Raw genomic sequence first — 24,981 nt, 5'->3', positions numbered from 1 at the left:
GCGACAAGCGTCTCAAGCCCCGCGCGCGATCTCTGACTTCAGTGCAGCCATCAGGTCCGCCACCTGAGTGTCCACGCGCTCGGAAATCAAACGGCCGTTCTCATCGAAAGCGTCGCGGGAGGCCGCCAAAAGAACTTCCATCGGCAGCAACCGCGTCCGAAATGGTGTCATGGCAAGCCGCAGGGCATAATTCGCCCGCGCGCCACCGGCGCGACCCGAAGCCGCCGACATCAAGGCGACAGGCTTTCCGGCCCATGGCCCGCCCTTGGTTCGGCTGACCCAATCCAGCGCGTTCTTGAGACTTCCCGAGAAGGACTGATTGTATTCCGGCGTCGAGATGACGACGGCCTCAGCCGCTGCAATCTGATCCGCTAAAAGCTGAACGGACGCCGGAATCCCCGAGGCCTGCTCGGCGTCGCCGTCATAAAGCGGCAAACGAATGTCCGCTTCGACGAAGTCGCCCCCGAAATGACGCCCCGCCTCGCGAATGAGCTTCCTGTTGGTCGCTTCCGCCCGAAGTGACCCTGAAATTCCTAGCAGCACTGAATGACCTCACTGTGTTCTTCTCTTGACCGCACCTAACCCTCAAACGACCAATCGCAAGGATTCGCCCGCATTTTCCCAACATCTTGTGGATAACTGCCGATATACACACCTTAGCTTGCGTGCGACATTGACTCCCAACGCCCCAGATCGGACACTTCGTGACTGGAATCACCTGAAACTGAAGGTCAGACTACGTGCGTTTCTCCCGACTGCGCCTCAACGGCTTCAAAAGCTTCGTCGACCCGACCGATCTCGTCATTGCGGACGGGCTGACAGGTGTTGTGGGTCCAAACGGATGCGGCAAGTCCAACCTGCTTGAAGCGTTGCGCTGGGTTATGGGCGAAAACCGCCCCTCCGCCATGCGGGGCGGCGGCATGGAAGACGTGATTTTCGCCGGGGCCTCGACCCGACCAGCCCGTAACTTTGCCGAGGTCGCACTGACCCTCGACAACTCGGACCGTCTCGCGCCAGCCGGGTTCAACGACAGTGATGGCCTTGATATTATCCGGCGCATCACCCGCGACGCCGGATCGGCCTTCAAGGTGAACACCAAGGACGTGCGCGCCCGCGACGTCCAGATGTTGTTCGCAGATGCCTCCACCGGCGCGCATTCGCCCGCCCTCGTGCGGCAGGGACAGATCTCCGAACTCATCAACGCCAAACCCAAGGCGCGCCGTCGCATCCTCGAAGAAGCCGCAGGCATTTCGGGCCTTTACCAACGTCGCCACGAAGCCGAACTGAAGCTCAAAGGTGCTGAAACCAATCTCACCCGCGTAGACGACGTGATTGAGCAACTCGCCAACCAGCTTGCCTCCCTCGCGCGTCAGGCCCGCCAGGCCAAGCGATACCGCGAAATTGGTAGCGAGCTGCGCCACGCCGAAGGTCTGCTTCTCTACCTCAAATGGCGCGAAGCGGAAGACACTCGCATCGCCGCCGACGCCAATCTTGCCGAACGCACCCGCGCCACAGCCGAGGCCGAACGCCTCGCACGCGCCGCAACCGGCGACCGCGCCAAAGCCGAAGCAGCCCTCCCGCCCCTGCGCGAAGAAGAGGCCATCGCGGCAGCCCTGCTTCAGCGCGTGCAGGTGCAGATCGCCCAACTGGCCGAAGACGAAGACCGCGCCAACCGCGCCATCGAGACCCTTCAGGCGCGTATCGCGCAACTCACCGCCGACGCAGAACGCGAAACGGCGCTGAACTCCGATGCAGGCGAAACACTCGCGCGCCTTGTCGCCGAGACTGCCGAACTTGATGCCGCAAGCGAAGGATTCGAAGCCGCCGTCGAGACCGCCTCAGCAGAAGCCCACCAAGCCGCCAGCGTTCTGCAAGATCGCGAGAATGACCTCTCGACACTGACTGAAGACGTGGCCCGCCTTGCCGCTCGACATCAGTCCGCCCAGCGTCTGCGCGACGACGCCCAAACGACCCTGACCCGCAGCGAGGCCGCCGAGGAAAAAGCCCGCGAGGAAGCCAAATCCTTTGAACAGGATCTCGCCAAGGCCACCGCCGCCTTCGCAACTGCCGAAACCGCCCTGAAAACCGCCAGCGAGCTGGCCACTACCGCCGAGGCCGCGCTTGTCACCGTCGATGATGCCCGCGAAGCATCCCAGTCGCGCGAAGCCGACGCCCGCGCAGAACGCGCCTCCGCCGAAGGCGAAGCCAAGGCCCTTCAAGCCGAAGTCACAGCGCTCGCCAATCTTGTTAACCGCGATACCGCCGAGGGCGGGCAGGTCATGGACCTTCTCTCGGTTAAATCCGGCTACGAGAAAGCCCTTGGCGCGGCCCTCGCCGACGATCTGCGCGCCCCTGCCATCGAAGACGACGACCCCTCCGGCTGGGCCTCGCTTCCGGGCTACGCCAAACCGCAATCCCTGCCCGCAGGCGTCGCAGCGCTCACGAATTACGTCACCGTCCCGCAGGTCCTCGCGCGCCGCCTCTCGCAGGTCGGCCTCATCGACCGCAACGACGGCCCGCGCATGCAAGCCGATCTGCTGCCCGGCCAGCGCCTCGTCTCCATTGAAGGCGATCTCTGGCGCTGGGACGGCTTCCGCGCTGGCTCGGGCGACGCCCCCTCCGCCGCTGCCCTGCGTCTCGAACAATTGAACCGCCTCGAAGAGTTGAAACAGGGACTTGAGGCCGCAACCGCCCGCGCCGACGGAGCCACCCGCGCGCACGATCACCTGAAAGCCGAGCTTGAAGCCCTCGCTGGACAGCTTGCCGACGCCCGCAACGCCCGCCGCGCCGCAGACCATGCGCTGGCCGAAGCCAACCGCGCCCTGTCACGCGCCGAAGCCGACCGCAACATCGCCGCCGGCAAACGCGACGCCGCCGATCTGGCAACAGCGCGTCACGGCGACGAAGCCACAGCCGCACGCCAGCGCCTGCAGGAAGCCGAACGCGGCCTTGAAGGTCTCGACGACCTCGACGCCCTGCGCGCCACATCCGAGGACCTAAAGGTCACCGTCGAGGCCGCGCGGATGACCATGATGGCCAAGCGATCCGCCCATGACGAATTGAAGCGCGACGGCGAAGCCCGCAAAAACCGCCTCGCCGCTATCGCCCGCGAGCGTGAAACCTGGCAAAAGCGCCTCGAAAGCGCCGAAACCCGCATCGCCGAACTCGCCAGCCGACGCGAAGCCACCGAGGCCGAGCTTGCCGAAGCCCAAGGCACGCCCGGTCGCATCGCCGCCGACCGTGACCGCCTTGCCGACACGCTCGCTACCGCCGAAACCCGCCGGCGCGACGCCGCCGACGCGCTTGCCCTCGCCGAAACCGCCGAGCGCGACGCCAAGGACACCGAACGCGAAGCCGAACGCACCGCCTCCGCCGCCCGCGAAGCCCGCGCCGCGGCAGAGGCCCGCGCAGACGCTGCCCGCGAAAGCGTGGCTCACGCCGCCGGGCGGATCGAAGAAGAACAGGAAACCACGCCCGAAAAGCTCCTCGAAACCTTGGACGCCGACCCTGAAAAACTCCCCTCTGCCGAGAAAATCGAAGCCGACGTCCTGCGCCTGCGCCGCAACCGCGACGCCCTTGGCGCTGTCAACCTGCGCGCCGAAGAAGACGCTCGCGAAGTCGAGGAAGAACATACCAACCTTGTTGCAGAGAAAACCGATCTAGAGGCCGCCATCCGCGCCCTCAGAAACGGCATCGCCAGCCTCAACAAAGAAGGTCGCGAGCGTCTTTTGACTGCATTCGAACAGGTCAACTCCAACTTCTCGATGCTATTCAAGCACCTATTCGGCGGCGGCGAAGCCAAGCTGGTTCTTGTCGAATCCGACGACCCCCTCGATGCCGGTCTCGAAATCATGTGTCAGCCGCCCGGAAAGAAGCTCTCAACGCTTTCCTTGCTCTCAGGCGGCGAACAGACACTCACCGCGCTCGCGCTGATCTTCGCGGTGTTCCTCGCGAACCCGGCCCCGATCTGCGTGTTGGATGAGGTCGACGCCCCGCTCGATGACGCTAACGTCACGCGCTTTTGTGACCTCCTCGACGAAATGTGCCGCCGAACCGACACGCGCTTCCTGATAATTACCCACCACGCGGTGACCATGGCCCGCATGGATCGCCTTTTCGGCGTCACCATGGCCGAACAAGGCGTCAGCCAACTTGTGTCCGTTGACCTCAAAAAAGCCGAGTCCATGGTGGCCTGAAGCCCCGCAGAAAGGTTCGCCGCATGGCAAAAATCCTTGTCATGACCGACCTTCACATCACCGAAGCCGGTACATCGATCATCGGCCTCGACCCTGCCCTGCGCCTGTCAGAAACGCTCGCCCATGCCGTCAAGCACCACAGCGACGCAAGCCGCCTGATCCTCACCGGAGACCTCACACACCACGGCACACCGCCCGAATACGACCGCCTGAAAGACACGCTTCAGGACCTTCCCTGGCCGGTCAGCCTCCTCATCGGCAACCACGACAACCGCGCCGCCTTCCGCCAAGCCTTCCCCAACGTACCAACCGACGCAGACGGCTTCATCCAAACCACGATCGACCTGCCCGACACCCGGCTCATTCTGCTCGATACCGTTGATGAAACCCCGGACGTACCACATGCCGGTATCCTGTGCCCCGACCGACTGGCATGGCTGCAAACCGCCCTCGCCGAAAGCCCCAATCCCTGCCTCATCTTCATGCACCATCACGCTTTTGATACCGGCTTTGCCGGCATGGACCGGATCAACCTCGCCAACGCCAACGAAGTCCGCACGCTTTTGTAAGCCCACGATACACGCCATGTTTTCGCAGGTCACGTCCACCGCACCATCCACGCCACGATCGACGGCCTCTCCATGACCATCTTCAAAAGCCCCTGCCACCAGCAGCCCATGATCCTCGGTGACGAGACCTCGACATCGTCCATAGACGAACCCGCCGGTTACGGAATTCTTCTGACCGACGGACCCAATGTCGTTGTCCATTTCGAAGATGTCGGCCTGCCCGAAAACTCTGTGCTGACCTATTAGCGCATCGGCTCAGGTACGCCCGTGCGTGACCAGATACTCGCGCCTCAGCGTATAAAGCCCGGTCGAAATGATCACCGCCGCTCCGATAATCGTCCACATATCGGGCAATTGCCCAAATACCATGAACCCGTAAAAGGTGCCCCATACCATCATGCTGTAATGGATCGGCGCGACGACAACGGCCATGGCAACTTCCAGCGCCTTGATCACACAAACCTCCGCCACCCCGGCCAGCAGCGCGATTCCCAAAAGGATTAACAACTGTTCACGGTCAGGCGTGATCCAGACCCACGGCAATGGCAGCGTCAACAAAGCACTTCCGACAATCGCCGTGTAAACCACCGTTGTCGCCGTCTTGTCCGTATCCGCCAAAGCGCGCGAGATGATCTGCCGGAACGCAAAGAAAACAGCCGCAACCAGCACGAAAAACGCCGCCGGATGTATCACGCCCATTCCGGGTCGAATGACAATCAGCGTCCCCAAGAACCCAAGGAAAACCGCAATCCAACGCCGCCAGCCAACAGGCTCGCGCAAGATCAGCGCCCCGAGAATCGTTACGATAAACGGTGCCACAAACGTCACGGCAACCGCATCGGCCAAAGGCACAAAAGTAACGCCGACAATGAACAAAGTGGCAGACCCAACAGCCATGGCTCCCCGCAAGATCTGCAACCGGGGATGCGACGTCCGCAGGATCGACCGCCCATGATATGCAATCAGAAAGATCGCTCCCGCCAACAGCCCCAACTGCCGGGTCCATGTGATCTGGATCGGATGCAGCCCCTCGGTCAGCAGTTTCGCACCCGTGTCAACCGCGGCAAACAGGAACATCCCCAACAGCATCAACGCCGCGCCCTTTCCACTCTCCGAGCGGCGGGTCGGCGCGCCGTCAGGCGGCTCGAGCGGGGTGGCCGAGGTAACGATGTCGGGTGCTCCTTTGAACGTCCCGCCCATCAAGCACGGCAAACCAGCACGAAGCAAGCAGGTCAGGCGTACTCTTCAAAGACCGCATCCCAGCCCGTAAGATCGGGCACATGAAGATCACCCGCGACAATCCTGACCAGCTGATCCTTGCCTATGTGCCATGGATCATGTCCATCCTGCTCAGTGTTTTCATCCTGATCTTCGTCGGAATTGGCCTTTCAATGATCTTCGATGGCGAAATCATCGGCCTCCTCTTCGCGGTCCTCGGGGGCGGCATCGGCGGCCTTTGCTTCGTGGCCTTCGTCCGCCGCGTTCAGGTCATCTTCGACAGACCGCGCCAAACTTTCACCCTGCGCCGCAGAACTGTCTTTGGTTTCATGGAAAATACCCGCCCCTTGCAGGACGTCGAACACGCCATCATCGAACACACCACGAACTCCGACGGAAAAAGGCTCGACCGCCCCATGGTTGTCCTGCACCGGGGCGCGGGCGACTTGCGCGTGCCGCTGGTCACTGCCTATTCCAACATGTCCCACACCGCCGATATCGTCGAAACGATCAACCGCTGGCTAAGTGATGCCAAGCTTGACTCCGACGCCCGCGCGCCGTAATCCACCGGCAACCTCCGGGAGCGACACTTCTCCCGGTCCCTGTTCACAGGGATCGCCCCCCATCAGCGCGTTGCGCCCATGGGGGCGTTTGGCGTTTAGGCGATTGGTGCATATGTGCCGGTCATGGATCAACAGGCTAAGAGGCCGTGCGTATGTTTGAAAATCTCTCAGATCGCCTCTCCGGCGTCTTTGATCGTCTGACAAAACAAGGTGCGCTGTCCGAGGACGACGTGAAAACCGCCCTGCGCGAAGTGCGCGTCGCCCTACTGGAAGCCGACGTGTCGCTGCCCGTCGCGCGTGACTTCGTCAAAGCGGTTCAAGAAAAAGCCACCGGCCAATCCGTCACCAAATCCGTCACGCCCGGCCAGCAGGTCGTCAAGATCGTCCACGACGAACTTGTCCACGTCCTGAAAGGCGACGCAGACCCCGGCGCGCTGAAAATCGATAACCCGCCCGCGCCGATCCTCATGGTGGGTTTGCAAGGCTCAGGTAAGACGACCACCACCGCCAAACTCGCCAAACGCCTGAAAGACCGCGAGGGCAAGCGCGTACTCATGGCTTCGCTCGACACCAACCGTCCCGCCGCGATGGAACAACTCGCGATCCTCGGCAAGCAAATCGGCGTCGACACCCTTCCAATCGTCAAAGGCGAAGACCCCGTCGCCATCGCCCGCCGCGCCAAAACCCAGGCATCGCTTGGCGGCTATGACGTTTACATGCTCGATACCGCCGGTCGCCTCCACATCGACGAAGAACTGATCGCCCAGGCAGCCGCCGTCCGAGACGTCGCCCAACCGCGCGAAACACTTCTTGTCGTCGATGGCCTCACCGGTCAGGACGCGGTCAACGTCGCAACCGAATTCGACGACAAAATCGGCGTCACGGGCGTGGTCCTCACCCGCATGGATGGCGACGGCCGCGGCGGCGCCGCCCTTTCGATGCGCGCCATCACCGGCAAACCCATCCGCTTCGTCGGCCTCGGCGAAAAGATGGACGCCATCGAGACCTTCGAGCCCGACCGTATCGCTGGTCGCATCCTCGGCATGGGCGACATCGTGGCCCTCGTCGAAAAAGCACAGGAAACCATCGAGGCCGAACAGGCCGAGCGCATGATGAAGCGCTTCCAGAAGGGTCAGTTCAACATGAACGACCTTCGCGGCCAACTTGAGCAGATGCTCAAGATGGGCGGCATGGAAGGCATAATGGGCATGATGCCCGGCATGGGCAAAATGAAGAACCAGATGGCCGAAGCTGGCATGGACGACAAAGTCCTCAGGCACCAGATCGCCCTCATCCAGTCCATGACCAAGAAAGAACGCGCCAACCCCGCCCTCCTTCAAGCCAGCCGCAAAAAACGCATCGCCGCTGGCGCCGGGATGCAGGTTTCGGACCTCAACAAGCTTCTGAAAATGCACCGCCAGATGGCGGACATGATGAAGAAGATGGGGAAAATGGGGAAAAAAGGCATGATGCGCCAGATGGGCAGCTTGCTTGGCGGAAAAGGCGGAATGCCCCCCGGCGGTATGCCAAGCCAAGCCGAAATTGACGCAGCACAGGCTCAAATGAGCAAAATGGGCGGCGGCTTCCCCGGCATGGGCGGCGGCGCTGCTCTGCCCCCCGGTCTCTCGGGCTTTGGCAAAAAGAAATAAGCCCGATGACCGTCGCCTTCCATATCCCCGAGATCGAAACCGATCGCTTGCGCCTGAGGCTCCCCAAAGCCTCGGACATCGATGCGCATATCGCGTTTCGCGCCTCGGAGCGCAGCGTCGGCGTTGGTGGCCCCTATGACGAATATTCCAGCTTCCATCACCTCGAAGGCATTATCGGCCAGTGGCAACTGCGCGGCTATGGCCGTTGGATGGTCGCCGACAAGGCAACCGATGAACCCTATGGCGTGGTCGGCATCTATCACCCGCTCGACTGGCCCGAAGCTGAAATTGGCTGGTCGCTCTATGAGAACGGCGAAGGCAAGGGCATCGCGCTTGAGGCCGCCACTGCGACCCGCGACTATGCCTATGACACCCTCGGCTGGACCCGCATTGTCAGCCTGATCATGCCCGATAATATTCGCTCCATTCGCCTCGCCGAACGCATGGACTGCCGAAAGACCGAAACGTTCACCCATCCCGAATTTGGTGAACTCGACATTTGGCTCCACGCCCGACCGGTGGCCGCATGACATTCGTTGCCCCCTTCTCAGGAACACGCCCATGACCGACGCCGTATCCCGCGCCGCCGAGCTTCTCTCGGATCACCGCGACAGCATCGACCGCCTTGATGCCATCCTCGTCTATACGCTGGCCGAGCGGTTCAAGCAGACCCAGGCTGTCGGCAAACTGAAAGCAGAATATGACCTCCCGCCCAGTGATCCTGCGCGCGAGGCCAAGCAGATCGAACGCCTCGAATGGCTCTCGAGAGAAGCGGATTTGGACCCCGAATTCGCCAAAAAACTCCTGGCTTTCATCATCCAGGAAGTTATCCAACATCACAGACAACACCAGAAATAACTTATAAGGATCAAGATCATGGCTATGAAAATTCGCCTCTCTCGCGGTGGCTCCAAAAAGCGCCCCCACTACGCAATCGTTGCAGCCGACAGCCGTATGGCACGCGATGGCCGCTTCATCGAAAAGCTCGGCACCTATAACCCGCTTCTCGCAAAAGACAGCGAAGACCGCGTGAAAATGAACATGGAACGCATCCAGTACTGGCTCGACCAGGGTGCACAGCCGACTGATCGTATCGCACGCATGCTTGAAGCTGCCGGCGTCCGTGAAAAGACCGAGCGTAACAACCCCAACAAAGCTGTCCCTGGCAAGAAAGCCGCTGAGCGCGCAGAAGAAAAAGCCGCGAAAGCTGCCGCTCCTGCCGAAGACGCAGCCCCAGCAGCAGAAGCAGCAGAAGAGGCTGCGGAGTAATCCGCAGCCTCTGGCGGCTTGGATCATGACTGATCGGGTTTGCGTCGGCGCCATTGCCGGCTCATTTGGTGTGAAGGGCGAGGTGCGGCTGAAAAGCTTTTGCGCCGAGCCCGACGCCATCGCGACCTATGGGCCGCTTACGTCCGAGGACGGAGCGACCTCGTGGGATGTGCGCATCACGCGATCCGTCAAGAACGGCTTTGCCGCACGCCTTAGCGGTGTCAGCACCAAAGACGCCGCCGACGGTCTTCGCGGTGCGCGACTTTATGCGCCTCGTGACAAGCTGCCCGAGCTTGTCGATGACGAATACTACTACACCGACCTGATCGGTCTCACGGTACTCGATACTGGCGGCACCGAGCTTGGCCGCGTGAAAGCCGTGCTGAACCACGGCGCTGGCGATCTGCTCGAAATCTCGGGCAAAAGCCTGAAACAACCTGTGCTTCTGCCGTTTACCCAAGCCGCCGTACCCACCGTCGACATCGCCGCGGGTCGTATCATCGCCGACCCGCCAGACGGCCTGTTCGAATGAGCGACAAACCGTCGAAATCCCACGGCCGCCTCGCCATCAGCGCGACGGCAAAACCGCGCGACCTGATGACCGATCGCCCCGACCTCGCAGGCGCATGGACCGCGAAAATCATCACGCTCTTCCCCGAAGCCTTCCCCGGCGTTCTCGGCGCCTCGCTCACCGGCAAAGCTCTGCAAGAAGGCAAATGGAAGCTCGATGCGATTGATCTCAGGCTCTTTGGTGAAGGCAAGCACCGAAATGTCGATGACACACCGGCAGGCGGCGGCGCCGGCATGGTCCTTCGCCCCGACATCATGGGCCGCGCCATCCGCTTCGCCCAGAAAGACGCGCCTGATGACCGCGCGCGCTGGCCCCTTGTCTACCTCTCCCCACGCGGCAATCCCTTCACGCAGCATACGGCCGAACGCTTTGCCGCCGCCGAAGGCATCACCATGATCTGCGGCCGCTTCGAAGGCCTCGACCAGCGCGTTATCGACCACTACGACATCGAAGAAGTCTCGCTCGGTGATTTCGTCATGACCGGAGGTGAAATTGCCGCCCAGGCCATGATTGACGCCACCATCCGCCTGCGCCCCGGCATCCTCGGAAACGCCGCGTCAACAGAGGAAGAAAGCTTCTCCGAAGGCCTCCTTGAACACCCCCAATATACCCGCCCCGCCACCTGGGAAGGCCGCGATATCCCCGAGGTCCTCACTTCCGGCGACCATGGCAAAGTCGCGAAGTGGCGCAAAGAACAGGCTGAAGAAATCACCAAAGCCCGCCGACCCGACCTCTGGCGCGCTTATACTCAAGACAAGGCCAAACACTGATCTTCATTATTGGCCTGAAAATATCCTGGGGGAGGTGGTGAAACCACCGGGGGCAACGCCCCCGATTTCCTCGATTACCCCTTGATTGAAACGCCCGCCCCCCTTATAGCACCCCAGTTCACGGACGGAATCGTCCGGGACGGATAAGCAAAGATGACCTGAACCCTTCGGCGGGTGCCACGCGCAGCCCGACAGACCCCGAAGCTCTGAGGCGCCAAACCACCTTTCGGGAAAAACCCGAAGCAACATGAAGGAGCGTTTCAGATGGACCTGATCGCACAATTGGAAGCCGAGCAAGTCGCAGCCCTTGCCGCTGATCTTCCGGATTTCAAAGCGGGTGACACCATCCGCGTTGGCTACAAAGTGACAGAAGGCACGCGCAGCCGTGTCCAGAACTACGAAGGCGTCTGCATCAGCCGCAAGAATGGCTCGGGCATCGCAGGTTCGTTCACTGTCCGCAAAATTTCGTTTGGCGAAGGCGTAGAGCGTGTGTTCCCGCTGCACTCGACAAACATCGACAGCATCACCGTTGTGCGCCGTGGCCGCGTCCGCCGCGCCAAGCTGTACTACCTGCGCGCGCGTCGCGGCAAATCGGCCCGTATCGCCGAAGATTCCAACTACAAACCACAACCAAACGCATAAGGGAGCGAAGTCATGAAAAAAGATATTCACCCCGACTACCATGTCATCGACGTCAAAATGACGAACGGCGATATCGTAAAGATGCGCTCGACATGGGGCTCCGAAGGCGACCAGTTGTCGCTTGATATCGACCCAACCGTGCACCCGGCATGGAACGGCGGCTCCTCCCGTCTGATGGATACCGGTGGTCGCGTATCAAAGTTCAAGAAGAAATACGAAGGCCTCGGCTTCTAAGCCAGATGCCTTTCACATCGATAAAAGCCGCTCCAACCGGGGCGGCTTTTTTCTTATCCTGCATATGAAAAGACCATCAGCCGCAAGAACGGACCAATCGACCTACCGCGACTTCAGGAACGCGACAAGAATATCCAAAGCCGCCTGCAAGTCATTACGGTCGACCATCTCGGTCACGGTATGAATATACCGCGTGCCGACCACGATGCCGAACACCCGCGCGCCCGCCGCCGCCTGCTGAGCCGCCGCGCCATCCTGACCGCCAGACCGCAACATCGTGCGCTGAAAGGGTATCTTTTTCTTCTCGGCCAGAGCCGCCACTTCTGCCACCAAAGCCTTGTCGGCAATGAACGACCCATCGCGGATGTGAAGACCGAAGCCCTTGCCCTGCACCGTCGTGCGGTCCTGCTCGGGGACACCCGGCGTATCGCAGGCCAGTGTCGTATCGATCCCGATCCCAATGTCCGGCTTCACGGAATAAGACGCCGTGCGTGCCCCGCGCAAACCGACCTCCTCTTGAGTGGTGAACACCACATGGATCTCTGATTTCGTCTTGGCTTTCCCAAGCCCACGCGCCGCTTCGATCCCCAACCAGCAGGCCACCCGGTTGTCCAAAGCCTTGGACACAAGCTTTTCGCCCATCTCCAGAAATGGTTCATCCATGACGACCATGTCGCCAACCTTCACCTTGTCGGCAGCCGCCTCACCCAACCCGGTATCGACATAAAACTCATGCGGCTCGGGGATACGTTTGCGGTCCTCAGCCGAGGCAATATGCACAGGCCGACCCGCGGGGTTCATCACTGCCTTCAGCTCGCCCTCATCGGTGCACACCCGCACCCGACGCGAAAACAGATTGCGAGGATCAAATCCACCCACTGGTTGCAGATACAAAAATCCCTTCTCCGAAATATGGCTCACCAAAAAGCCGATCTCGTCCATATGGCACAGAAGCATGATCCGCTCGGGGTCTTTCCCCTTGCCCTTGCGCACACAATGCAACGAGCCCATCGGATCGACTCGAACCTCGTCAAACAGCCCTTCCACTTCGCCGAGGATCAGGTCGCGCACGCCTTCCTCATTGCCGGGCACGCCCGGAGTCTCACAAAGCGCCTTCAACAGCTCAATATTCATTACGCTCACCTTTCAATCTGAGTTAAATCAATAATGAGGCCCAAGAGCGGGGGTTCAAGACGGAAACCACTCAATTTGCTCATCGATCACGATAACTCTAAGATCAGCGCATCCACCGGGAGGATTAAGAGTATGCGACACCTGTTTTTCGCCGCCGCCATCTCACTGGCATCAACCGTATCTGTTTCAGCTGGCGACGCCGCCCTGATCATAGGGATTGAGGACTACGACGCGTTGAACGATCTACGGCGCGGAGACGAGATCACCGAGCAAGCGGGAACGCTTCAACGCCAAGGTTTCGACGTCATCAGTGAAAGCGCCCCAGAAGACGACGACCTGTTCGACGCACTCTCCGCCTTCGAAGATGCCGCCTCAGATGCCGACCGCCTGCTTGTGGCGCTTGCAGGGCGCTTTGTTCACACTGAGAACGAAACCTACTTCCTTCCCGCTGATGCCCGACCCGGAGCACTCTCGGATGTCGCGCGCACGGCCCTGCCTCTCAGTCAGATCTTGTCGATCCTGTCGCAAACACCGGGGCGTGCAATCCTCGTAATCTCAAGCGACGATCTGACCGGCGATTTCGGCCCGCTTCTTCAAATCGGCGTCGGGGACCTCGACCTCCCACAAGGCACAACACTTGTGACCGGCCAACCCCGCTCCGTGGCGCAAGCCATTCAGCGTCTCGCCCGTCCAGGCGAGAATATCGCGAACCTGAGCAACAGCCGAAGCGTCCAGCTTGGCGGGTTCTTCATGGATGGATTGTCCTTCATCGACGAAGAAACCGTTGCAATCGCACCTGCGCCATCCGCGCCCGCGCCCGCAACGACGGACCGCCGCGCAGATATCCTTGCATGGCGCCAAGCCGATGCCGCCGACACGATCGAGGCCTATCAGGGCTACATCGACTCCTTCCCCGACGGCCAGTTCACCGCCATGGCCACTAGCCGCATCGAAGCGATGACAGACACGCCCGAGGCCCGCGCCGAACGGGCCGAAGAAGCTCTCGGACTCGACCGCGACCAACGCCGCGAAATCCAGCGCGATCTGACGTTGCTTGACTTCAACACTCGCGGCATCGACGGCATTTTCGGGCGCGGCACCCGTGCCGCCATCACCGCTTGGCAAAGAACCAACAATATCTCCGAAACAGGTTATCTCGACCGTGACCAGATCACCCGCCTCGACGCCCAGGCCGAACGCCGCGCCGCCGAACTGGAAGCTGAAGCCGAGCGCCGCCGCGAAGAGCGCCTCGCCGAAGACCTCGCGTTCTGGGAAGAAACTGGCGCGCAGGATGACGAAGTGGGTCTGCGGGCCTATCTGAACCGGTTCCCGGACGGTGAATTCGCCGAAGTTGCACAAGCTCGGCTGGATGCGATCGAACGCAGCAAACGCGCCGAAACCGATGCCCGCGACAGACAGCTATGGGACGAAGCGCGCATCGACGATACAGCGCAGTCTTATGGCGATTATCTGATCCTTGCTCCGAACGGTGCATTCCGCGAGGAAGCCGAAAACCGTATCGCGGAACTGACGCGCCAGTCGCAACAAACCGACCGTCAGCGCCAAGCCATCCAGGAAGAGAACGCGCTGAACCTCACGCCAAATACGCGTCGTGCGATCGAAAGCCGCCTGGAACGTCTTGGACTGAAGCCGGGTCGTGTCGATGGTGTGTTCGACGACGACACCCGCCGCGCGATCCGTCGCTATCAGGCCGCCCGAGACCTCGAACAAACCGGCTATCTGAGTGAGGCATTCGTCGTGCGTATTCTTGCAGACTCGGTTCGGTCAATCTTCCGGTAAAGCGAACAGGGTCGGCGTTTGAACGTCGGCCCTACTTCTTTGACTTACCCATCTTCAAAAGCTGCGCCTGCATCTCGGCCAATTGCGCGCGGATTGCATCAAGTTCGGCTTCAGGCTCCTCATCGGTGTCAGCAGCCTCGCTCTCGCTGTCCTGCGACGCCCATGTTCCGCCGCCGAATCCACCGGTCATCGCCTTCACAAAGGCCTCCTGCTGCGCCTTCATCGCTTCAAAGCCCGGCATCCCGGTCATTGGCGTCGAAATCTGCTCTATGACCTTGCTCTGCCCCTCACGGAGCATATCGAAGCTCATGGCCAGAAACTGCGGCACGACCGAATTCGCCTGCGATGTATAGGACCGCACCAGGTCGGTGAGCACATCAAGCGGCAGGACATTCTCGCCGCGGCTCTCATGTTCGGCGATAATCTGCAAAAGATACTGCCGCGTCAGATCATCCCCGGATTTCAGGTCGACAATCTGCACCTCACGGCCCTCACGAATAAAGCCCGCGATGTCCTCAAGCGTCACATAGTCCGAGGTTTCGGTGTTATAGAGACGTCGGCTTGCATAGCGCTTGATCAAAAGCGGTGTTCCGGACATGTCGTCCTCCTTATAGGCTCGCTGCAGTGCAGCCTACGCCCAAGTGCGCCAAATGCAAAGGAAATGCGCGAAACCTTCGCAGTTGCCGCATTGTTAGGTTCAAAACGAAAGAAGCCCGACCAAAAGGCCGGGCTCCCTGAAATGGTTGTAATCGGCCTAGTGAAGCTTTGCAGCAACCGTGCTGATGGCTTCGTCGACCAAGGCATCGGCGCGATCCGCTTTCATGTCCCGCGCGATAACTTCGGACGCCGTTCCAATCGCGATACGGACAGCCTCGTCGCGAACCTGGCGCACAGCCGAAGTTTCGGCGGATGCAATCTGATCTTCCGCAGCCCTGAGACGCCGCTCGATGGATTTCTCCAGATCAAGCTTGGCCTGTTCAGCCGCTTCCGACGCACTTTCCTTGGCAGCCGCAACGATGCGGTCCGCCTGCTCCTGCACGTCGCGTTGCTTGCGCTCAAAACTGGCCAGCAGGGTCTGAGCTTCCTCGCGAAGCGCACGCGCCTCGTCGATCTCGCCCTGAATACCCTCAGCGCGCTTGTCCAGCATACCCATCAGCATGCCCGGCACTTTGAAATAGAGCAAAACGCCAATGAACAAGACAAACGAGATCAGGACGATGAAGTCCGTGTTCGCCAGGCTGAAGAACGGCCCCTTTGCCGCAAATGCCGGAGTAGCGGCAACCATTGCGATCAGTGTGATGATCCGTTTCATGGTTTACCCCTTCACCCGCGCATCGACAGCCGCGGCAATCGCCGCCTTGTCCACGTCGACGCCCATCGCGGCCACAACGGCCTCGGCAGCGTCTTTTGCAACTTCACGCACCGCCGCCGTCGCGCCGTCACGGATTTCCGCGATCTTGACTTCGCTTTCAGCCGTCCGTGCCGCGATCTCAGCGTCAGCCTTTCTGATGGCTGCGTCGATTTCGGCCTGCACTTCGGCCTTGGTCTCAGCCCCGATACGACCGGCTTCCGCCCGTGCATCAGCAAGCGCCTTGTCGTAAGCCGCTTCCGCTTCTGCCGCCTTTTGCTTCAGCTCTTCCGCAGCCGCGATGTCATTCGTGATCGTCCCCTGCCGTTCGGCAAGAACCGATGCGATCCGTGGCAACGCCACGCGCGAAAGCACCATGTAGATGACCACCAACGTGATAACGAGCCAGAAAATCTGGTTCGGAAACGTCGTGAAATCAAGTTGCGGCATACCTGGCGCTGCGCCAGCGGCCTCTGTTGTTTCTGTCGCCATAGCGACCTCCTCAAACCCGTGTCAGACAACCGGGGCCCGCGTCAGCGGACAACCGGCGTGTAAGGATCGCGAGGTGTCTTAGACAGCAAACATCAGCAGAAGCGCGACGAGGAACGAGAAGATCCCCAGAGCTTCCGCAAACGCGATGCCGATGAAGAGCGTTGCGGTCTGACCCGCAGCGGCCGATGGGTTACGCAGAGCGCCGGCGAGGAAGTTGCCAGCAACGTGGCCCACACCGATAGCAGCTGCACCGGAACCGATAGCGGCAAGGCCGGCACCGATGAATTGACCCATTTGAGCGATATTGCCTTCCATTAGACTGTCTCCTTACGATGGAATTGGCTGAATTGGAACCTGACCTTAGTGATGCGGATGCAACGCGTCTTTCAGATAGACACAGGTCAGAATGGTAAAGACGTAGGCCTGGATAGCGGACACCAGAACCTCAAGACCGTAGATTGCGACGACACCGAAGATGGCGATCGGCGCAACAGCGGCAACCTGAGCAAAACCGGCGAACACCTTCAGAACCGCGTGACCGGCCATCATGTTGCCGGCAAGTCGGATCGAATGGCTCACAGGCCGCACGAAGTAAGAGATAAGCTCGATCAGAGCCAGGATCGGACGCAGCGCCAAAGGCGCCGAGCTGACCCAGAACAGGCTGAGGAACGACGCACCGTTCTTCACAAAGCCCAGAATTGTCACGGCCAGGAATACCGCCATGGCCAGAATGGCCGTTACTGCGATGTGGCTGGTTGTGGTAAAGCTCATCGGGATCAACCCGAGGAAGTTCGAGAAAAGAATGAACAGAAACAGCGTCATGATGTAGGGGAAGTACTTCAGGCCATCCTTGCCAGCCACATCCTCAACCATCTTGTAAACAAAGCCGTACGCCAGTTCCGCAACCGACTGACTGCGTGTCGGCACAACCGCGCGACCGCGTGTGCCAAGGATCATAAGCGCGGCAATCGCCAGAATGGCCGCGGCCATCCAGAACGTCGCATTTGTGATTGTGAACATGCCCACAGTATCGCCTGCATCACCAAACAAAGGCTTGATGATGAACTGGTCCATCGGGTGAAACTCAAGCCCGCCGCCTTTAGCTTCTTCTGCCACGTCAGTCCCTCTTCGCTTCGTCCTCGGCCTCATCAGGCCTCGGACCACCGTTCAATTCCTTGGCCGTGCGCATCATCGTCTGGATGCCAGCCGCAAATCCCAGAAGCGTGAATATCACCATCAGGAACGGCTGTGTTCCAAAGGCAGCATCCAGCCCGTATCCCATGCCAAAGCCGATCCCCAGCCCTGCAACCAGTTCGATCACCATCCGCCAGGCTTGCTGCGCCTGAGAATAATGTTCGTCCATGTGGGGCTTTGGAGCGTATTCGGCACGCTTATCGGCCAGCTTACGCTCCAAGGCGTCAAGCCGGGCCTTCGGATCATCTTGATCGGTCTCGGCCACGGGCCATGCCCCCATGAGAAGTTACGCAGGGATTTACGTTAGCGGACCCCACGAGTCAATGACACCAGGAATACACTTAACTAACTGTTATTTATCAACTTTAATCAATCGAACCGAAGTGTCGCACCAGCACCCACGTTCAACCAGATGGTTGAGCTTTGCGCCTTACTCGCAGAATTCGCCCATCAATGCACAAAAGACCGACAAAAATAACAATCATCCCGATCCCTTGCACAAACAACACCTCTTCGTTCAGGAAAACGACACCAAGCCAGATCGACGAAATCGGCGCAATCAGTGTGATCGTGGAAGCCGAGGTTCCGCCCACGCGCGGGATCAGCCAAAAGATCAAAATAAACGCAACCGATGTCAGAACAAATCCAATAACCATCAGACTTGCCCAGGTCTCGGGGCGTACAATGATCGGCATCCCTTCCAGGCCAAGCGCCAGCGGTGCCAGAAGCAATGCGCCAAACAGCAAAGACCAGGCTGTCATCACGGTGCGTTTAACGTCTTCAAGATAGCGTATCATATTCACAGCGATACCGTAGCATAGCGGCGCGCTGATCGTGGCCAGCATAGCGCAGGGGTTAGACTCGCCCAAACCGCCAAATTCCGGCCAGATCACGATGACCATCCCAAGAAATCCCAGCGCAACACCAAGAGACTTTGTCCAAACGGCTTTTTCACCGCCTGGCCAAGCATGGCTAACCAACACAACCATAATCGGCGTCATTGCATTGACGATCCCCGCCGCGCTCGACGTGATAAACTGCTGAGCGTAGGGATAAATCGTCAAAGGCAGTGTGTACTGGAACAACCCGAACACCGCCAAAATCCCGGCAATCCGCAACGGCACCCTTGCCCGTTCGCGACGAAGCAAGACCCAAAGCCAACAACCCAGAGCGCCAAACGCAATCCGCCCAAGTGACGCGGTAAACGGCCCCAACTCGCGCAGAAGGATCTCGTTGAAAAAGAACGACGACCCCCAGCCAAATCCAAGTAGAAATATGATCGCCCAATAGCGGTATTGCATGAAGTTCCCCTCGTGGCGCCACCCTATCGCCAATCCTGCGCCCTGTGTCATTCCGATTCTTGATCAACTCCATCACCATCCGACTTGACCAACCGCCCATGCGCCCGCTACGGCCAAAGGGTGACTGACAGCAACCGCCTCGACACCGCATTCTCCGCACTCGCCGACCCTACACGTCGGCGCATCCTCGAGATGTTGCTGGAAGACGACATGGCCGTCACCGACGTGGCCGAACCCTTCGAGATGTCGCTTGCCGCGATCTCGAAACACCTCACAATCCTGACCCGCGCCGGGATCATCGCTCAGGAAAAGCGCGGTCGCGTGAAATGGTGCAAACTTAACCCCGACGCCCTGCGCGAGACATCCGTCTGGATGCAAAGCTTCGGCCAATTCGAAGCCGTAGACCTCGACGCTTTTGAGACCTTCCTCGAACACGAGCTAAAAGACGACTAGACGGCCCGCTCGCGCAGCAACATCACCAGCGCCAAAATCGTCAGCCCTACCCCCGGCAATATGACGACCGGCGGCACATCCCGCACCAAGACCAACTCCCAAAGGATCACCCAGCTTGGGATCAAATACGTGTAGGCCATCACCTTCGCCGCCTTCAGACGCATTGATGCGAACTGGATCAGGCTGATCGACGCTACCGAAGCAAAGACCACCAGATAGGCCAACACCGCCCAGACCAGCACGGGTAACGCCGCCCAATCCGTCGCAACAATCCGCGGCGCGCCCAAAGCAACCACCAAAACCGCACCCCCGACCATCGTGCCCAAAGCGAAGGCAAAAACCCCCTCGCCCCGGTTCAGCCGTGGCACCAGCGGGATATACAGCGCATGCGCCACGCAGCCGACGAAAAAGATCATTTCACCGATCCCCACGTCAAACGCCAAAAACGCCGCCAGATCGCCCCGGAAAATCACCCACAAAGCCCCAACCGCTCCAAACAAAAGCGCCAAGGCCATCCGCCGGTTCGTGACCTGCCCCATGATCAACCACCCGAACCCCGCCGCCATCACTGGCGTCAGCGTGAACACCGCCGCCGTCGAAACCGGATGCGCCGTCTTTAGCCCTTCGAACATCAAAACAAAGTAGGATCCGAACAAACCGCCCAGTAGAAAATAGCGCCACGACGCCCGCAAAGCCTCCCGCGTCAACTGCCCTGCAGATCCCGCGATCACACTCACGACCAAGGCCGCCAGTAAAAACCGCACCGCCGTCAAAGCCATCGGGTCGATCTCGTTGGCAATCCGTCCCCCAAAGGAAAACGACCCCGCCACAAGAGCCGAAAACGCCACCATCCCAAGGTGGCCCTTCAACTCCTCCGAACGCGCAACAACGCGCGGCGTCACCACGTCTTCGCTTCTGCCTTGAGAAACTTCAGGAACGTCTGAACCTTCGTCGTGCGGTGCAAATCCACATGAGTCACCAGCCACAATGGCGCCGCCCAGTCGTCCAGCGGTTCGAACAACCGCACAAGACCCGGATATCGCTCCGCGTCCCACGTCGAAACAAATCCGATCCCGACACCGGCAATCACCGCATCCCGCAACACACGGTTGTCCGTGCCACGGAAAACAAACCGATCCGACGGCACCTTCTCGCGCAGCCAGCGCGCAAAGGGCGCTCGACTTTCGGAACTGTCCAGCGTCACGAAATCATGCTCCCCAAGATCATCAATTCTCTCAGGCCGCCCCTTTCGTGCGATATATTCCTCGGATGCGTAAAGCGCTATCTCCTGAGGCACGAAAGGCTGCACAACATTATCCGGGTTGTCCGGCGCACGCCCGGCCCGCACCGCCACATGCGCCTCGCCATACTCGAGCCGCAAGACCGTATCCCCGGTGATATATCGCACGATCAAATCGGGATAGAGTGCCTGAAACCGCGCCAGGACCGGAGTCAGCCGGGGTGATACAGACGTCAAGGACGTGACCACCAACTCGCCAGACACCTCATCGCCCCGCCCGCGAATACGCCCGACCAACTGCGTAAACTGATCGTCCGTCGCCTGTGCGACCTGCAACAAATCCAAGCCCGCCTCGGTCGCTGTATACCCCCGCGCATGCCTCTGAAACAGCTTCACGCCCAGCCGCGCTTCCAGCGCATCAATGTGGCGAATGACAGTCGCATGATGGACACCCAAGGCGTCGGCAGCACCACTGACCGTCCCCATCCTCGCCACATGATAAGCCGTGCGAATTTCATCCCAAGTGCTGATCGACATACCAAAAACTCTCGTTGTTCGACAAAACCTTATCGTGCGAAAAATTAGACATCCATACCATTTTACGGAAATCCCGACAAAAATGCACAACACGCGTTCACATTCTCGGAATACTCCAAACGTCCCCAGCCTCCTACATCTCCCTCAACGACAAACAAGGAGGCTCCCATGCCCACAAACGTTCTGCGTATCGACGCATCCGCCCGCACAACCGGCTCGATTTCCCGCGATCTGAATGACCGCATCATCGAGCGCTTCGAAACCAACGGCGACACTCACGTCACCTCTCGCGATCTCGCCAATCCTCTGCCGCTGCTCACCGAGGACTGGATCGGTGCAAACTTCACACCCGTCGCCGACCGCACGCCCGAACAAGCAGAAACCCTTGCGCTCTCCGACACTCTGATAGACGAGATCAAAGCCGCAGACGTGCTTGTCATCGGCCTGCCAATCTACAACTTCGGCGTTCCCGCAGCGTTCAAAGCCTGGGTCGATCTTGTCGCCCGCGCTGGCGTCACATTCCGCTACAGCGAGACAGGCCCCAAAGGCCTTCTGACCGGCAAACGCGCCATCGTCGCAGTCGCTTCCGGCGGCACGGAGATGGGGTCGGACATCGACTTCGCGACAGGCTTCATCCGCCACGTCCTGGGCTTTATCGGCATTTCCGATGTGGTATTCGTCGCCGCTGACCGGCTGATGATCGACGCCGACGCAACGCTTGCCTCAGCACGCGCAGCCGTAGACACCCTTGAAATCGCGGCCTGATCGCTACTGCTGTCCGATGGAATACGCATCATCCGGCGTCAAAAACCTACTCACGTCGGCTTTCGTCGCCTGAATGCACAAGGGTGATCTGTCCACAAACGCGAAGTAACTACTTTTGCAGTCTCGGCCGGTGCTTTTCGTCAAGAGAAGCCCGGCCAATCATATGCGCCGCAATCGGTGCCGTCAGCAGCAAGAAAAAGATCGCCGCAATCACGCGTGCCCATGTGCCGCCATCCCCGAACAGGATACCGCCTGCAATCAGGATCAGCGACGAACCCAGCACGCCCGCCTTCGTCGACGCATGCATCCGCGTGAAAATATCCGGCAAGCGTACCAGTCCCAACGCCGCAATAAACGTGAAGGCCGCCCCCAACAGGATCAGAATGCCCGCGATCACTTCAATCATTCCGCGCGCCCCTCATCGTCGTCACCATGCTCGCGCCGCTCTGCAAACCGCGCCAAAGCCAGTGTCGTCAAGAATCCGATCAACGCCAGAACCACCGCCGGATCCAGAAACGACTGATCCTCGGCAAATATCGCGTAAAGACCGCAAAACGCCATGATCGACATGGTCATCATATCCAGAGCAACAACGCGGTCACCAAACGTTGGCCCCTTCGCAATCCTGTAAAAGCCCATCGCGATCGACGCCATGATAATGACGAAAGACAAATCAATGGCCAGGCTCAGAAACTCTGCTCCGCTCATTGCTCAAAGACCTCCATCACCTTGCGCTCCATACCATCTTTCAACTCGGCAATCAGCGCGTCCGGATCGTCTGCGAACATCGCATGCACAATAAGTGTCGAGCGATCAGGAGACACATCAAGGCTCAGAGTCCCGGGCGTAAGCGAAATCAAGTTCGTCACCAAAAGGATCTCAATATCACTCTTAACATCCAGTGGCATCTCGATGATCGCCGGATTCGACAACTGGGTTGGTGTCAGTACGTCCCACGCCACACGCACCGATGAGACCACCAGTTCGTAGAGGAAGAACGCGAACAGTTTCAGAACCCGCCAGACACGGCGGAAGTATAGAACTCTGCCGCCAAACAACGGCTGCGCCACCCAAAGTGCTGCGTATCCAATCACAAATCCCGTCGCCAGAGACATCAAAGTGAAATCCGCCCAAAGCGACGACCAGACGATGGCGAGAAGCGTGTTTATTGTGAAGAGGTTCATTCCGACACCCCCAAAACCGCCTCAATATATGCACTGGAATCAAGCAACTGCGCCGCCGAACCTTCGGCAAACTGCACAAAAGGCTCGGGGAAAAGACCGATGATACACGTCAGAACCGCAAGTCCTGCAATCGGCATCAACAACGCCCGCCGCTCTCCCTTTGACAGTGTGCTCAACTTTGGCTCCTGATTGTCAGGGTGCGGGCTCCAGAACGCCTCTGCCCAGATCTTTGTCATCGAGAAAATCGTTAGGGCCCCAACCGCCAGAGCAATGAACGCAACAAACCCACGTCCGTCTTCCAAAGTGGCTTTCACCAGAATGAACTTCGCCCAAAACCCGGACAGCGGCGGAAAGCCAGCCAGCGAAAACGCCGGAACCAGAAACAGCACCGCCAACAGCGGCGCCGTCGCATAAAGCCCGCCAATCCGCTTCAATTCGGTCGATCCCGCGATCTTCGAAGCCACACCGGCAACCAGAAACAAGTTCGCCTTCACGATGATGTGGTGCACCAGATAAAACACCGCGCCGACAATCGCCAAAGGCGTCATCAGCGCCAGCCCAAGGATCATATATCCGATCTGGCTCACGATATGGAAAGACAGGATCTTGCGGAAATCATTCTGCGCCGCCGCGCCCAAAACACCCGTCACCATGGTGAAACAGGCGACCCACAACAGCACCTCATGGGTAAAGCTAATGTCGCCGACAAAAACCAAAGTGAACATGCGGATAAGCGCATAAACCCCGACTTTCGTCAGCAGTCCCGCAAACACAGCCGAGGTCGAAAACGACGGAGTGTGGTAGGCCGCGGGCAACCAGAAAAACAATGGAAACACCGCCGCTTTCACGCCAAAGGCCACCATGAACATCATCGCAACGACTGTGACCAGCCCCTGATTTTCCAGCGTTGGCACAATCAGCGCCAGATCCGCCATGTTCAGTGTGCCGGTCATCCCATACATCAATCCGATGCCCGTCAAGAACAGGATCGTCGAGACCAGATTAAGCGCCACATACTTCACACCGCCGTCGATCTGCTCTTTTGACCCTCCCATGACCAACAGTCCAAAGGACGCGATCAGCATCACCTCAAACCAGACGTAAAGGTTGAACAAATCGCCCGTCAGAAAAGCGCCCGCAACACCCGCGATCAGGATCTGGAACAGCGCGTGATATCCCAGCCGTGCAATCCGCGCCTCGACATCCGCCATCGCGTAAATCGACACCGCCAAAGCCGTGATCGCCGTGATCACCACCATCACCGCCGACAGGTAATCAGCGACCAGCGAAATCCCGAATGGCGCCGGCCAACCGCCCATCTGCCCCGCCACCACACCTTCGCGCAGAACCGTCGTCATCAAGGCACCTGACGCAACCAGCATCGCCGCCGATCCCAAGACCGACGCCCACCGCCCACCGGGTCCGTCTTTCAATAGGAAAGATACGACCCCCGCAACAAACGGGATGAACAAAGGAAGAGACAAAAGCCAACTCATGACGGGTCTTTCGGTTCGGCAACACGCATTTCGTCCGTATCAAGCGTTCCAAGCGACCGATACGCGCGCAACGTCAGAACCAGCGCAAACGCAAAAAGGCCGAACCCGATCACAATCGCCGTCAGAACCAAGGCTTGCGGCAAAGCATTCGCCACTTCGCCGACGGGGAAATCCTGCCCCTTTTCGATCAACGGAGGTGCCCCCGAAATCAGGCGTCCACTGACGAAAATCGACAGGTTCGCGGCGTTGGAAATCAGGATCAGACCGAACAAAAACCGCAGCAAATCCCGCGACAGCATCAGATAAATCGCCGCCGCCACCAACGCACCAACCACCAACGAAAGGAGGACCTCCAT

General features: G+C 59.5%; 32 protein-coding genes. 15 read left to right on the top strand and 17 right to left on the bottom strand.

The window, feature by feature from the left end:
- Positions 1–12: 12 nt before the first annotated feature.
- Entirely contained in the window at positions 13–543 is a 531-nt protein-coding gene (locus tag BOA8489_RS06945) for an NADPH-dependent FMN reductase (protein ID WP_093973278.1), read from the bottom strand.
- 197 nt (positions 544–740) lie between these two features.
- Between BOA8489_RS06945 and smc the strand changes: the two genes are divergently transcribed.
- The 3 genes from smc (at position 741) to BOA8489_RS20385 (ending at position 5,011) form a co-directional block, all read left to right on the top strand.
- On the top strand, positions 741–4,196 hold the full coding sequence (smc, locus tag BOA8489_RS06940; protein WP_093973277.1) for a chromosome segregation protein SMC: 3,456 nt from the start codon (positions 741–743) through the stop codon (positions 4,194–4,196).
- 23 nt (positions 4,197–4,219) lie between these two features.
- Positions 4,220–4,765 carry a metallophosphoesterase gene (locus BOA8489_RS06935; protein ID WP_093973276.1) on the top strand — a complete coding sequence of 182 codons (546 nt, stop codon included), beginning with the start codon at positions 4,220–4,222 and terminating at the stop codon, positions 4,763–4,765.
- A 72-nt stretch (positions 4,766–4,837) separates the two neighbouring features.
- Positions 4,838–5,011 carry a hypothetical protein gene (locus tag BOA8489_RS20385; RefSeq protein WP_176440224.1) on the top strand — a complete coding sequence of 58 codons (174 nt, stop codon included), beginning with the start codon at positions 4,838–4,840 and terminating at the stop codon, positions 5,009–5,011.
- A 9-nt stretch (positions 5,012–5,020) separates the two neighbouring features.
- Here the strand turns inward: BOA8489_RS20385 and BOA8489_RS06930 are convergent, their stop codons facing one another.
- Positions 5,021–5,965, bottom strand: coding sequence for a DMT family transporter (locus tag BOA8489_RS06930; RefSeq protein ID WP_245813697.1), 945 nt, complete (start codon positions 5,963–5,965; stop codon positions 5,021–5,023).
- Positions 5,966–6,045: 80 nt separating this feature from the next.
- Between BOA8489_RS06930 and BOA8489_RS06925 the strand changes: the two genes are divergently transcribed.
- The 9 genes from BOA8489_RS06925 to rpmE all read left to right on the top strand — a co-directional run bounded on the left by BOA8489_RS06925 (position 6,046) and on the right by rpmE (position 11,681).
- Positions 6,046–6,546, top strand: coding sequence for a hypothetical protein (locus BOA8489_RS06925; protein ID WP_093973275.1), 501 nt, complete (start codon positions 6,046–6,048; stop codon positions 6,544–6,546).
- A gap of 152 nt (positions 6,547–6,698) precedes the next feature.
- Positions 6,699–8,195, top strand: a complete 1,497-nt coding sequence (gene ffh, locus BOA8489_RS06920) for a signal recognition particle protein (RefSeq protein WP_093973274.1) — start codon at positions 6,699–6,701, stop codon at positions 8,193–8,195.
- 5 nt (positions 8,196–8,200) lie between these two features.
- Positions 8,201–8,725 carry a GNAT family N-acetyltransferase gene (locus BOA8489_RS06915; protein WP_093973273.1) on the top strand — a complete coding sequence of 175 codons (525 nt, stop codon included), beginning with the start codon at positions 8,201–8,203 and terminating at the stop codon, positions 8,723–8,725.
- Between the two features lie 31 nt (positions 8,726–8,756).
- Complete coding sequence (locus BOA8489_RS06910; RefSeq protein ID WP_093973272.1) at positions 8,757–9,053, top strand: chorismate mutase; 297 nt, start codon at positions 8,757–8,759, stop codon at positions 9,051–9,053.
- Positions 9,054–9,071: 18 nt separating this feature from the next.
- Positions 9,072–9,464, top strand: coding sequence for a 30S ribosomal protein S16 (gene rpsP, locus BOA8489_RS06905; protein WP_093973271.1), 393 nt, complete (start codon positions 9,072–9,074; stop codon positions 9,462–9,464).
- A 25-nt stretch (positions 9,465–9,489) separates the two neighbouring features.
- A complete protein-coding gene (gene rimM / locus BOA8489_RS06900; RefSeq protein ID WP_093973270.1) occupies positions 9,490–9,996 on the top strand; it encodes a ribosome maturation factor RimM in 507 nt (168 codons plus the stop codon).
- Entirely contained in the window at positions 9,993–10,805 is an 813-nt protein-coding gene (gene trmD / locus BOA8489_RS06895) for a tRNA (guanosine(37)-N1)-methyltransferase TrmD (RefSeq protein WP_093973269.1), read from the top strand. Before rimM ends, trmD begins: the two co-directional genes overlap by 4 nt.
- A gap of 264 nt (positions 10,806–11,069) precedes the next feature.
- Positions 11,070–11,447: a 50S ribosomal protein L19 gene (rplS, locus tag BOA8489_RS06890; RefSeq protein WP_093973268.1), complete on the top strand. Its 378-nt coding sequence runs from the start codon at positions 11,070–11,072 to the stop codon at positions 11,445–11,447.
- 12 nt (positions 11,448–11,459) lie between these two features.
- Positions 11,460–11,681, top strand: a complete 222-nt coding sequence (gene rpmE, locus BOA8489_RS06885) for a 50S ribosomal protein L31 (protein ID WP_093973267.1) — start codon at positions 11,460–11,462, stop codon at positions 11,679–11,681.
- A 102-nt stretch (positions 11,682–11,783) separates the two neighbouring features.
- On the opposite strand, the gene BOA8489_RS06880 is transcribed toward rpmE, so the two are convergent.
- The gene (locus BOA8489_RS06880) at positions 11,784–12,815 is read right to left on the bottom strand and encodes a M42 family metallopeptidase (protein WP_093973266.1); all 1,032 of its coding nucleotides are present in this window, start codon (positions 12,813–12,815) and stop codon (positions 11,784–11,786) included.
- Between the two features lie 132 nt (positions 12,816–12,947).
- Here BOA8489_RS06880 and BOA8489_RS06875 point away from each other — a divergent pair, with 132 nt between their 5' ends.
- Positions 12,948–14,615: a peptidoglycan-binding domain-containing protein gene (locus BOA8489_RS06875; protein WP_176440223.1), complete on the top strand. Its 1,668-nt coding sequence runs from the start codon at positions 12,948–12,950 to the stop codon at positions 14,613–14,615.
- Between the two features lie 31 nt (positions 14,616–14,646).
- Here the strand turns inward: BOA8489_RS06875 and phaR are convergent, their stop codons facing one another.
- From phaR to BOA8489_RS06840, 7 genes are all read right to left on the bottom strand, one after another.
- Positions 14,647–15,213, bottom strand: coding sequence for a polyhydroxyalkanoate synthesis repressor PhaR (phaR, locus tag BOA8489_RS06870; RefSeq protein ID WP_093973264.1), 567 nt, complete (start codon positions 15,211–15,213; stop codon positions 14,647–14,649).
- A gap of 156 nt (positions 15,214–15,369) precedes the next feature.
- Positions 15,370–15,927, bottom strand: coding sequence for a F0F1 ATP synthase subunit B (locus BOA8489_RS06865; RefSeq protein WP_093973263.1), 558 nt, complete (start codon positions 15,925–15,927; stop codon positions 15,370–15,372).
- Positions 15,928–15,930: 3 nt separating this feature from the next.
- The gene (locus BOA8489_RS06860) at positions 15,931–16,455 is read right to left on the bottom strand and encodes a F0F1 ATP synthase subunit B' (protein ID WP_093973262.1); all 525 of its coding nucleotides are present in this window, start codon (positions 16,453–16,455) and stop codon (positions 15,931–15,933) included.
- 78 nt (positions 16,456–16,533) lie between these two features.
- Entirely contained in the window at positions 16,534–16,770 is a 237-nt protein-coding gene (locus BOA8489_RS06855; RefSeq protein ID WP_093973261.1) for a F0F1 ATP synthase subunit C, read from the bottom strand.
- Positions 16,771–16,815: 45 nt separating this feature from the next.
- Positions 16,816–17,604, bottom strand: a complete 789-nt coding sequence (locus tag BOA8489_RS06850; RefSeq protein WP_093973260.1) for a F0F1 ATP synthase subunit A — start codon at positions 17,602–17,604, stop codon at positions 16,816–16,818.
- A complete protein-coding gene (locus tag BOA8489_RS06845) occupies positions 17,573–17,914 on the bottom strand; it encodes an AtpZ/AtpI family protein (protein ID WP_245813693.1) in 342 nt (113 codons plus the stop codon). Before BOA8489_RS06845 ends, BOA8489_RS06850 begins: the two co-directional genes overlap by 32 nt.
- Before the next feature lie 139 nt (positions 17,915–18,053).
- Positions 18,054–18,950 (bottom strand): DMT family transporter, encoded by an 897-nt coding sequence (locus tag BOA8489_RS06840; RefSeq protein WP_093973355.1) that lies wholly within the window; start codon positions 18,948–18,950, stop codon positions 18,054–18,056.
- 120 nt (positions 18,951–19,070) lie between these two features.
- Between BOA8489_RS06840 and BOA8489_RS06835 the strand changes: the two genes are divergently transcribed.
- Positions 19,071–19,403: an ArsR/SmtB family transcription factor gene (locus BOA8489_RS06835; protein WP_093973258.1), complete on the top strand. Its 333-nt coding sequence runs from the start codon at positions 19,071–19,073 to the stop codon at positions 19,401–19,403.
- Here the strand turns inward: BOA8489_RS06835 and BOA8489_RS06830 are convergent.
- Positions 19,400–20,308 (bottom strand): DMT family transporter, encoded by a 909-nt coding sequence (locus BOA8489_RS06830; RefSeq protein WP_281256178.1) that lies wholly within the window; start codon positions 20,306–20,308, stop codon positions 19,400–19,402. The genes BOA8489_RS06835 and BOA8489_RS06830 overlap by 4 nt on opposite strands.
- The gene (locus BOA8489_RS06825) at positions 20,302–21,174 is read right to left on the bottom strand and encodes a LysR family transcriptional regulator (protein ID WP_093973353.1); all 873 of its coding nucleotides are present in this window, start codon (positions 21,172–21,174) and stop codon (positions 20,302–20,304) included. Before BOA8489_RS06825 ends, BOA8489_RS06830 begins: the two co-directional genes overlap by 7 nt.
- A 174-nt stretch (positions 21,175–21,348) precedes the next feature.
- On the opposite strand from BOA8489_RS06825, the gene BOA8489_RS06820 reads away from it, so the two are divergent.
- Positions 21,349–21,945: an FMN-dependent NADH-azoreductase gene (locus BOA8489_RS06820; RefSeq protein ID WP_093973257.1), complete on the top strand. Its 597-nt coding sequence runs from the start codon at positions 21,349–21,351 to the stop codon at positions 21,943–21,945.
- A 109-nt stretch (positions 21,946–22,054) separates the two neighbouring features.
- On the opposite strand, the gene mnhG is transcribed toward BOA8489_RS06820, so the two are convergent.
- Genes mnhG through BOA8489_RS06795 form a run of 5 tightly spaced genes read right to left on the bottom strand, consistent with a single transcriptional unit; the run spans position 22,055 to position 24,981 of the window.
- Entirely contained in the window at positions 22,055–22,351 is a 297-nt protein-coding gene (gene mnhG, locus BOA8489_RS06815; protein WP_093973256.1) for a monovalent cation/H(+) antiporter subunit G, read from the bottom strand.
- Entirely contained in the window at positions 22,348–22,653 is a 306-nt protein-coding gene (locus tag BOA8489_RS06810) for an MrpF/PhaF family protein (protein ID WP_093973255.1), read from the bottom strand. The genes mnhG and BOA8489_RS06810 overlap by 4 nt, the downstream gene beginning before the upstream one ends.
- Positions 22,650–23,129, bottom strand: coding sequence for a Na+/H+ antiporter subunit E (locus BOA8489_RS06805; protein ID WP_093973254.1), 480 nt, complete (start codon positions 23,127–23,129; stop codon positions 22,650–22,652). Before BOA8489_RS06805 ends, BOA8489_RS06810 begins: the two co-directional genes overlap by 4 nt.
- Positions 23,126–24,625, bottom strand: coding sequence for a Na+/H+ antiporter subunit D (locus tag BOA8489_RS06800; RefSeq protein WP_093973253.1), 1,500 nt, complete (start codon positions 24,623–24,625; stop codon positions 23,126–23,128). Before BOA8489_RS06800 ends, BOA8489_RS06805 begins: the two co-directional genes overlap by 4 nt.
- Entirely contained in the window at positions 24,622–24,981 is a 360-nt protein-coding gene (locus BOA8489_RS06795) for a Na+/H+ antiporter subunit C (protein WP_093973252.1), read from the bottom strand. Before BOA8489_RS06795 ends, BOA8489_RS06800 begins: the two co-directional genes overlap by 4 nt.

The organism is Boseongicola aestuarii (assembly GCF_900184815.1).
GTDB classification, from domain to species: Bacteria; Pseudomonadota; Alphaproteobacteria; order Rhodobacterales; family Rhodobacteraceae; genus Boseongicola; species Boseongicola aestuarii.
Note: the sequence above shows the minus strand (reverse complement) of the source record. Positions and strands in the feature narration are given on the sequence as shown.

Coding starts and splice junctions, on each gene's coding strand:
- BOA8489_RS06935 (WP_093973276.1), top strand. CDS start 4,220: ATGGCAAAAATCCTTGTCATGACCGACCTTCACATCACCGAAGCCGGT.
- BOA8489_RS20385 (WP_176440224.1), top strand. CDS start 4,838: ATGACCATCTTCAAAAGCCCCTGCCACCAGCAGCCCATGATCCTCGGT.
- BOA8489_RS06930 (WP_245813697.1), bottom strand. CDS start 5,965: ATGGGCGGGACGTTCAAAGGAGCACCCGACATCGTTACCTCGGCCACC.
- BOA8489_RS06925 (WP_093973275.1), top strand. CDS start 6,046: ATGAAGATCACCCGCGACAATCCTGACCAGCTGATCCTTGCCTATGTG.
- ffh (WP_093973274.1), top strand. CDS start 6,699: ATGTTTGAAAATCTCTCAGATCGCCTCTCCGGCGTCTTTGATCGTCTG.
- BOA8489_RS06915 (WP_093973273.1), top strand. CDS start 8,201: ATGACCGTCGCCTTCCATATCCCCGAGATCGAAACCGATCGCTTGCGC.
- BOA8489_RS06910 (WP_093973272.1), top strand. CDS start 8,757: ATGACCGACGCCGTATCCCGCGCCGCCGAGCTTCTCTCGGATCACCGC.
- rpsP (WP_093973271.1), top strand. CDS start 9,072: ATGGCTATGAAAATTCGCCTCTCTCGCGGTGGCTCCAAAAAGCGCCCC.
- rimM (WP_093973270.1), top strand. CDS start 9,490: ATGACTGATCGGGTTTGCGTCGGCGCCATTGCCGGCTCATTTGGTGTG.
- trmD (WP_093973269.1), top strand. CDS start 9,993: ATGAGCGACAAACCGTCGAAATCCCACGGCCGCCTCGCCATCAGCGCG.
- rplS (WP_093973268.1), top strand. CDS start 11,070: ATGGACCTGATCGCACAATTGGAAGCCGAGCAAGTCGCAGCCCTTGCC.
- rpmE (WP_093973267.1), top strand. CDS start 11,460: ATGAAAAAAGATATTCACCCCGACTACCATGTCATCGACGTCAAAATG.
- BOA8489_RS06880 (WP_093973266.1), bottom strand. CDS start 12,815: ATGAATATTGAGCTGTTGAAGGCGCTTTGTGAGACTCCGGGCGTGCCC.
- BOA8489_RS06875 (WP_176440223.1), top strand. CDS start 12,948: ATGCGACACCTGTTTTTCGCCGCCGCCATCTCACTGGCATCAACCGTA.
- phaR (WP_093973264.1), bottom strand. CDS start 15,213: ATGTCCGGAACACCGCTTTTGATCAAGCGCTATGCAAGCCGACGTCTC.
- BOA8489_RS06865 (WP_093973263.1), bottom strand. CDS start 15,927: ATGAAACGGATCATCACACTGATCGCAATGGTTGCCGCTACTCCGGCA.
- BOA8489_RS06860 (WP_093973262.1), bottom strand. CDS start 16,455: ATGGCGACAGAAACAACAGAGGCCGCTGGCGCAGCGCCAGGTATGCCG.
- BOA8489_RS06855 (WP_093973261.1), bottom strand. CDS start 16,770: ATGGAAGGCAATATCGCTCAAATGGGTCAATTCATCGGTGCCGGCCTT.
- BOA8489_RS06850 (WP_093973260.1), bottom strand. CDS start 17,604: ATGAGGCCGAGGACGAAGCGAAGAGGGACTGACGTGGCAGAAGAAGCT.
- BOA8489_RS06840 (WP_093973355.1), bottom strand. CDS start 18,950: ATGCAATACCGCTATTGGGCGATCATATTTCTACTTGGATTTGGCTGG.
- BOA8489_RS06820 (WP_093973257.1), top strand. CDS start 21,349: ATGCCCACAAACGTTCTGCGTATCGACGCATCCGCCCGCACAACCGGC.
- mnhG (WP_093973256.1), bottom strand. CDS start 22,351: ATGATTGAAGTGATCGCGGGCATTCTGATCCTGTTGGGGGCGGCCTTC.
- BOA8489_RS06810 (WP_093973255.1), bottom strand. CDS start 22,653: ATGAGCGGAGCAGAGTTTCTGAGCCTGGCCATTGATTTGTCTTTCGTC.
- BOA8489_RS06805 (WP_093973254.1), bottom strand. CDS start 23,129: ATGAACCTCTTCACAATAAACACGCTTCTCGCCATCGTCTGGTCGTCG.
- BOA8489_RS06800 (WP_093973253.1), bottom strand. CDS start 24,625: ATGAGTTGGCTTTTGTCTCTTCCTTTGTTCATCCCGTTTGTTGCGGGG.
- BOA8489_RS06795 (WP_093973252.1), bottom strand. CDS start 24,981: ATGGAGGTCCTCCTTTCGTTGGTGGTTGGTGCGTTGGTGGCGGCGGCG.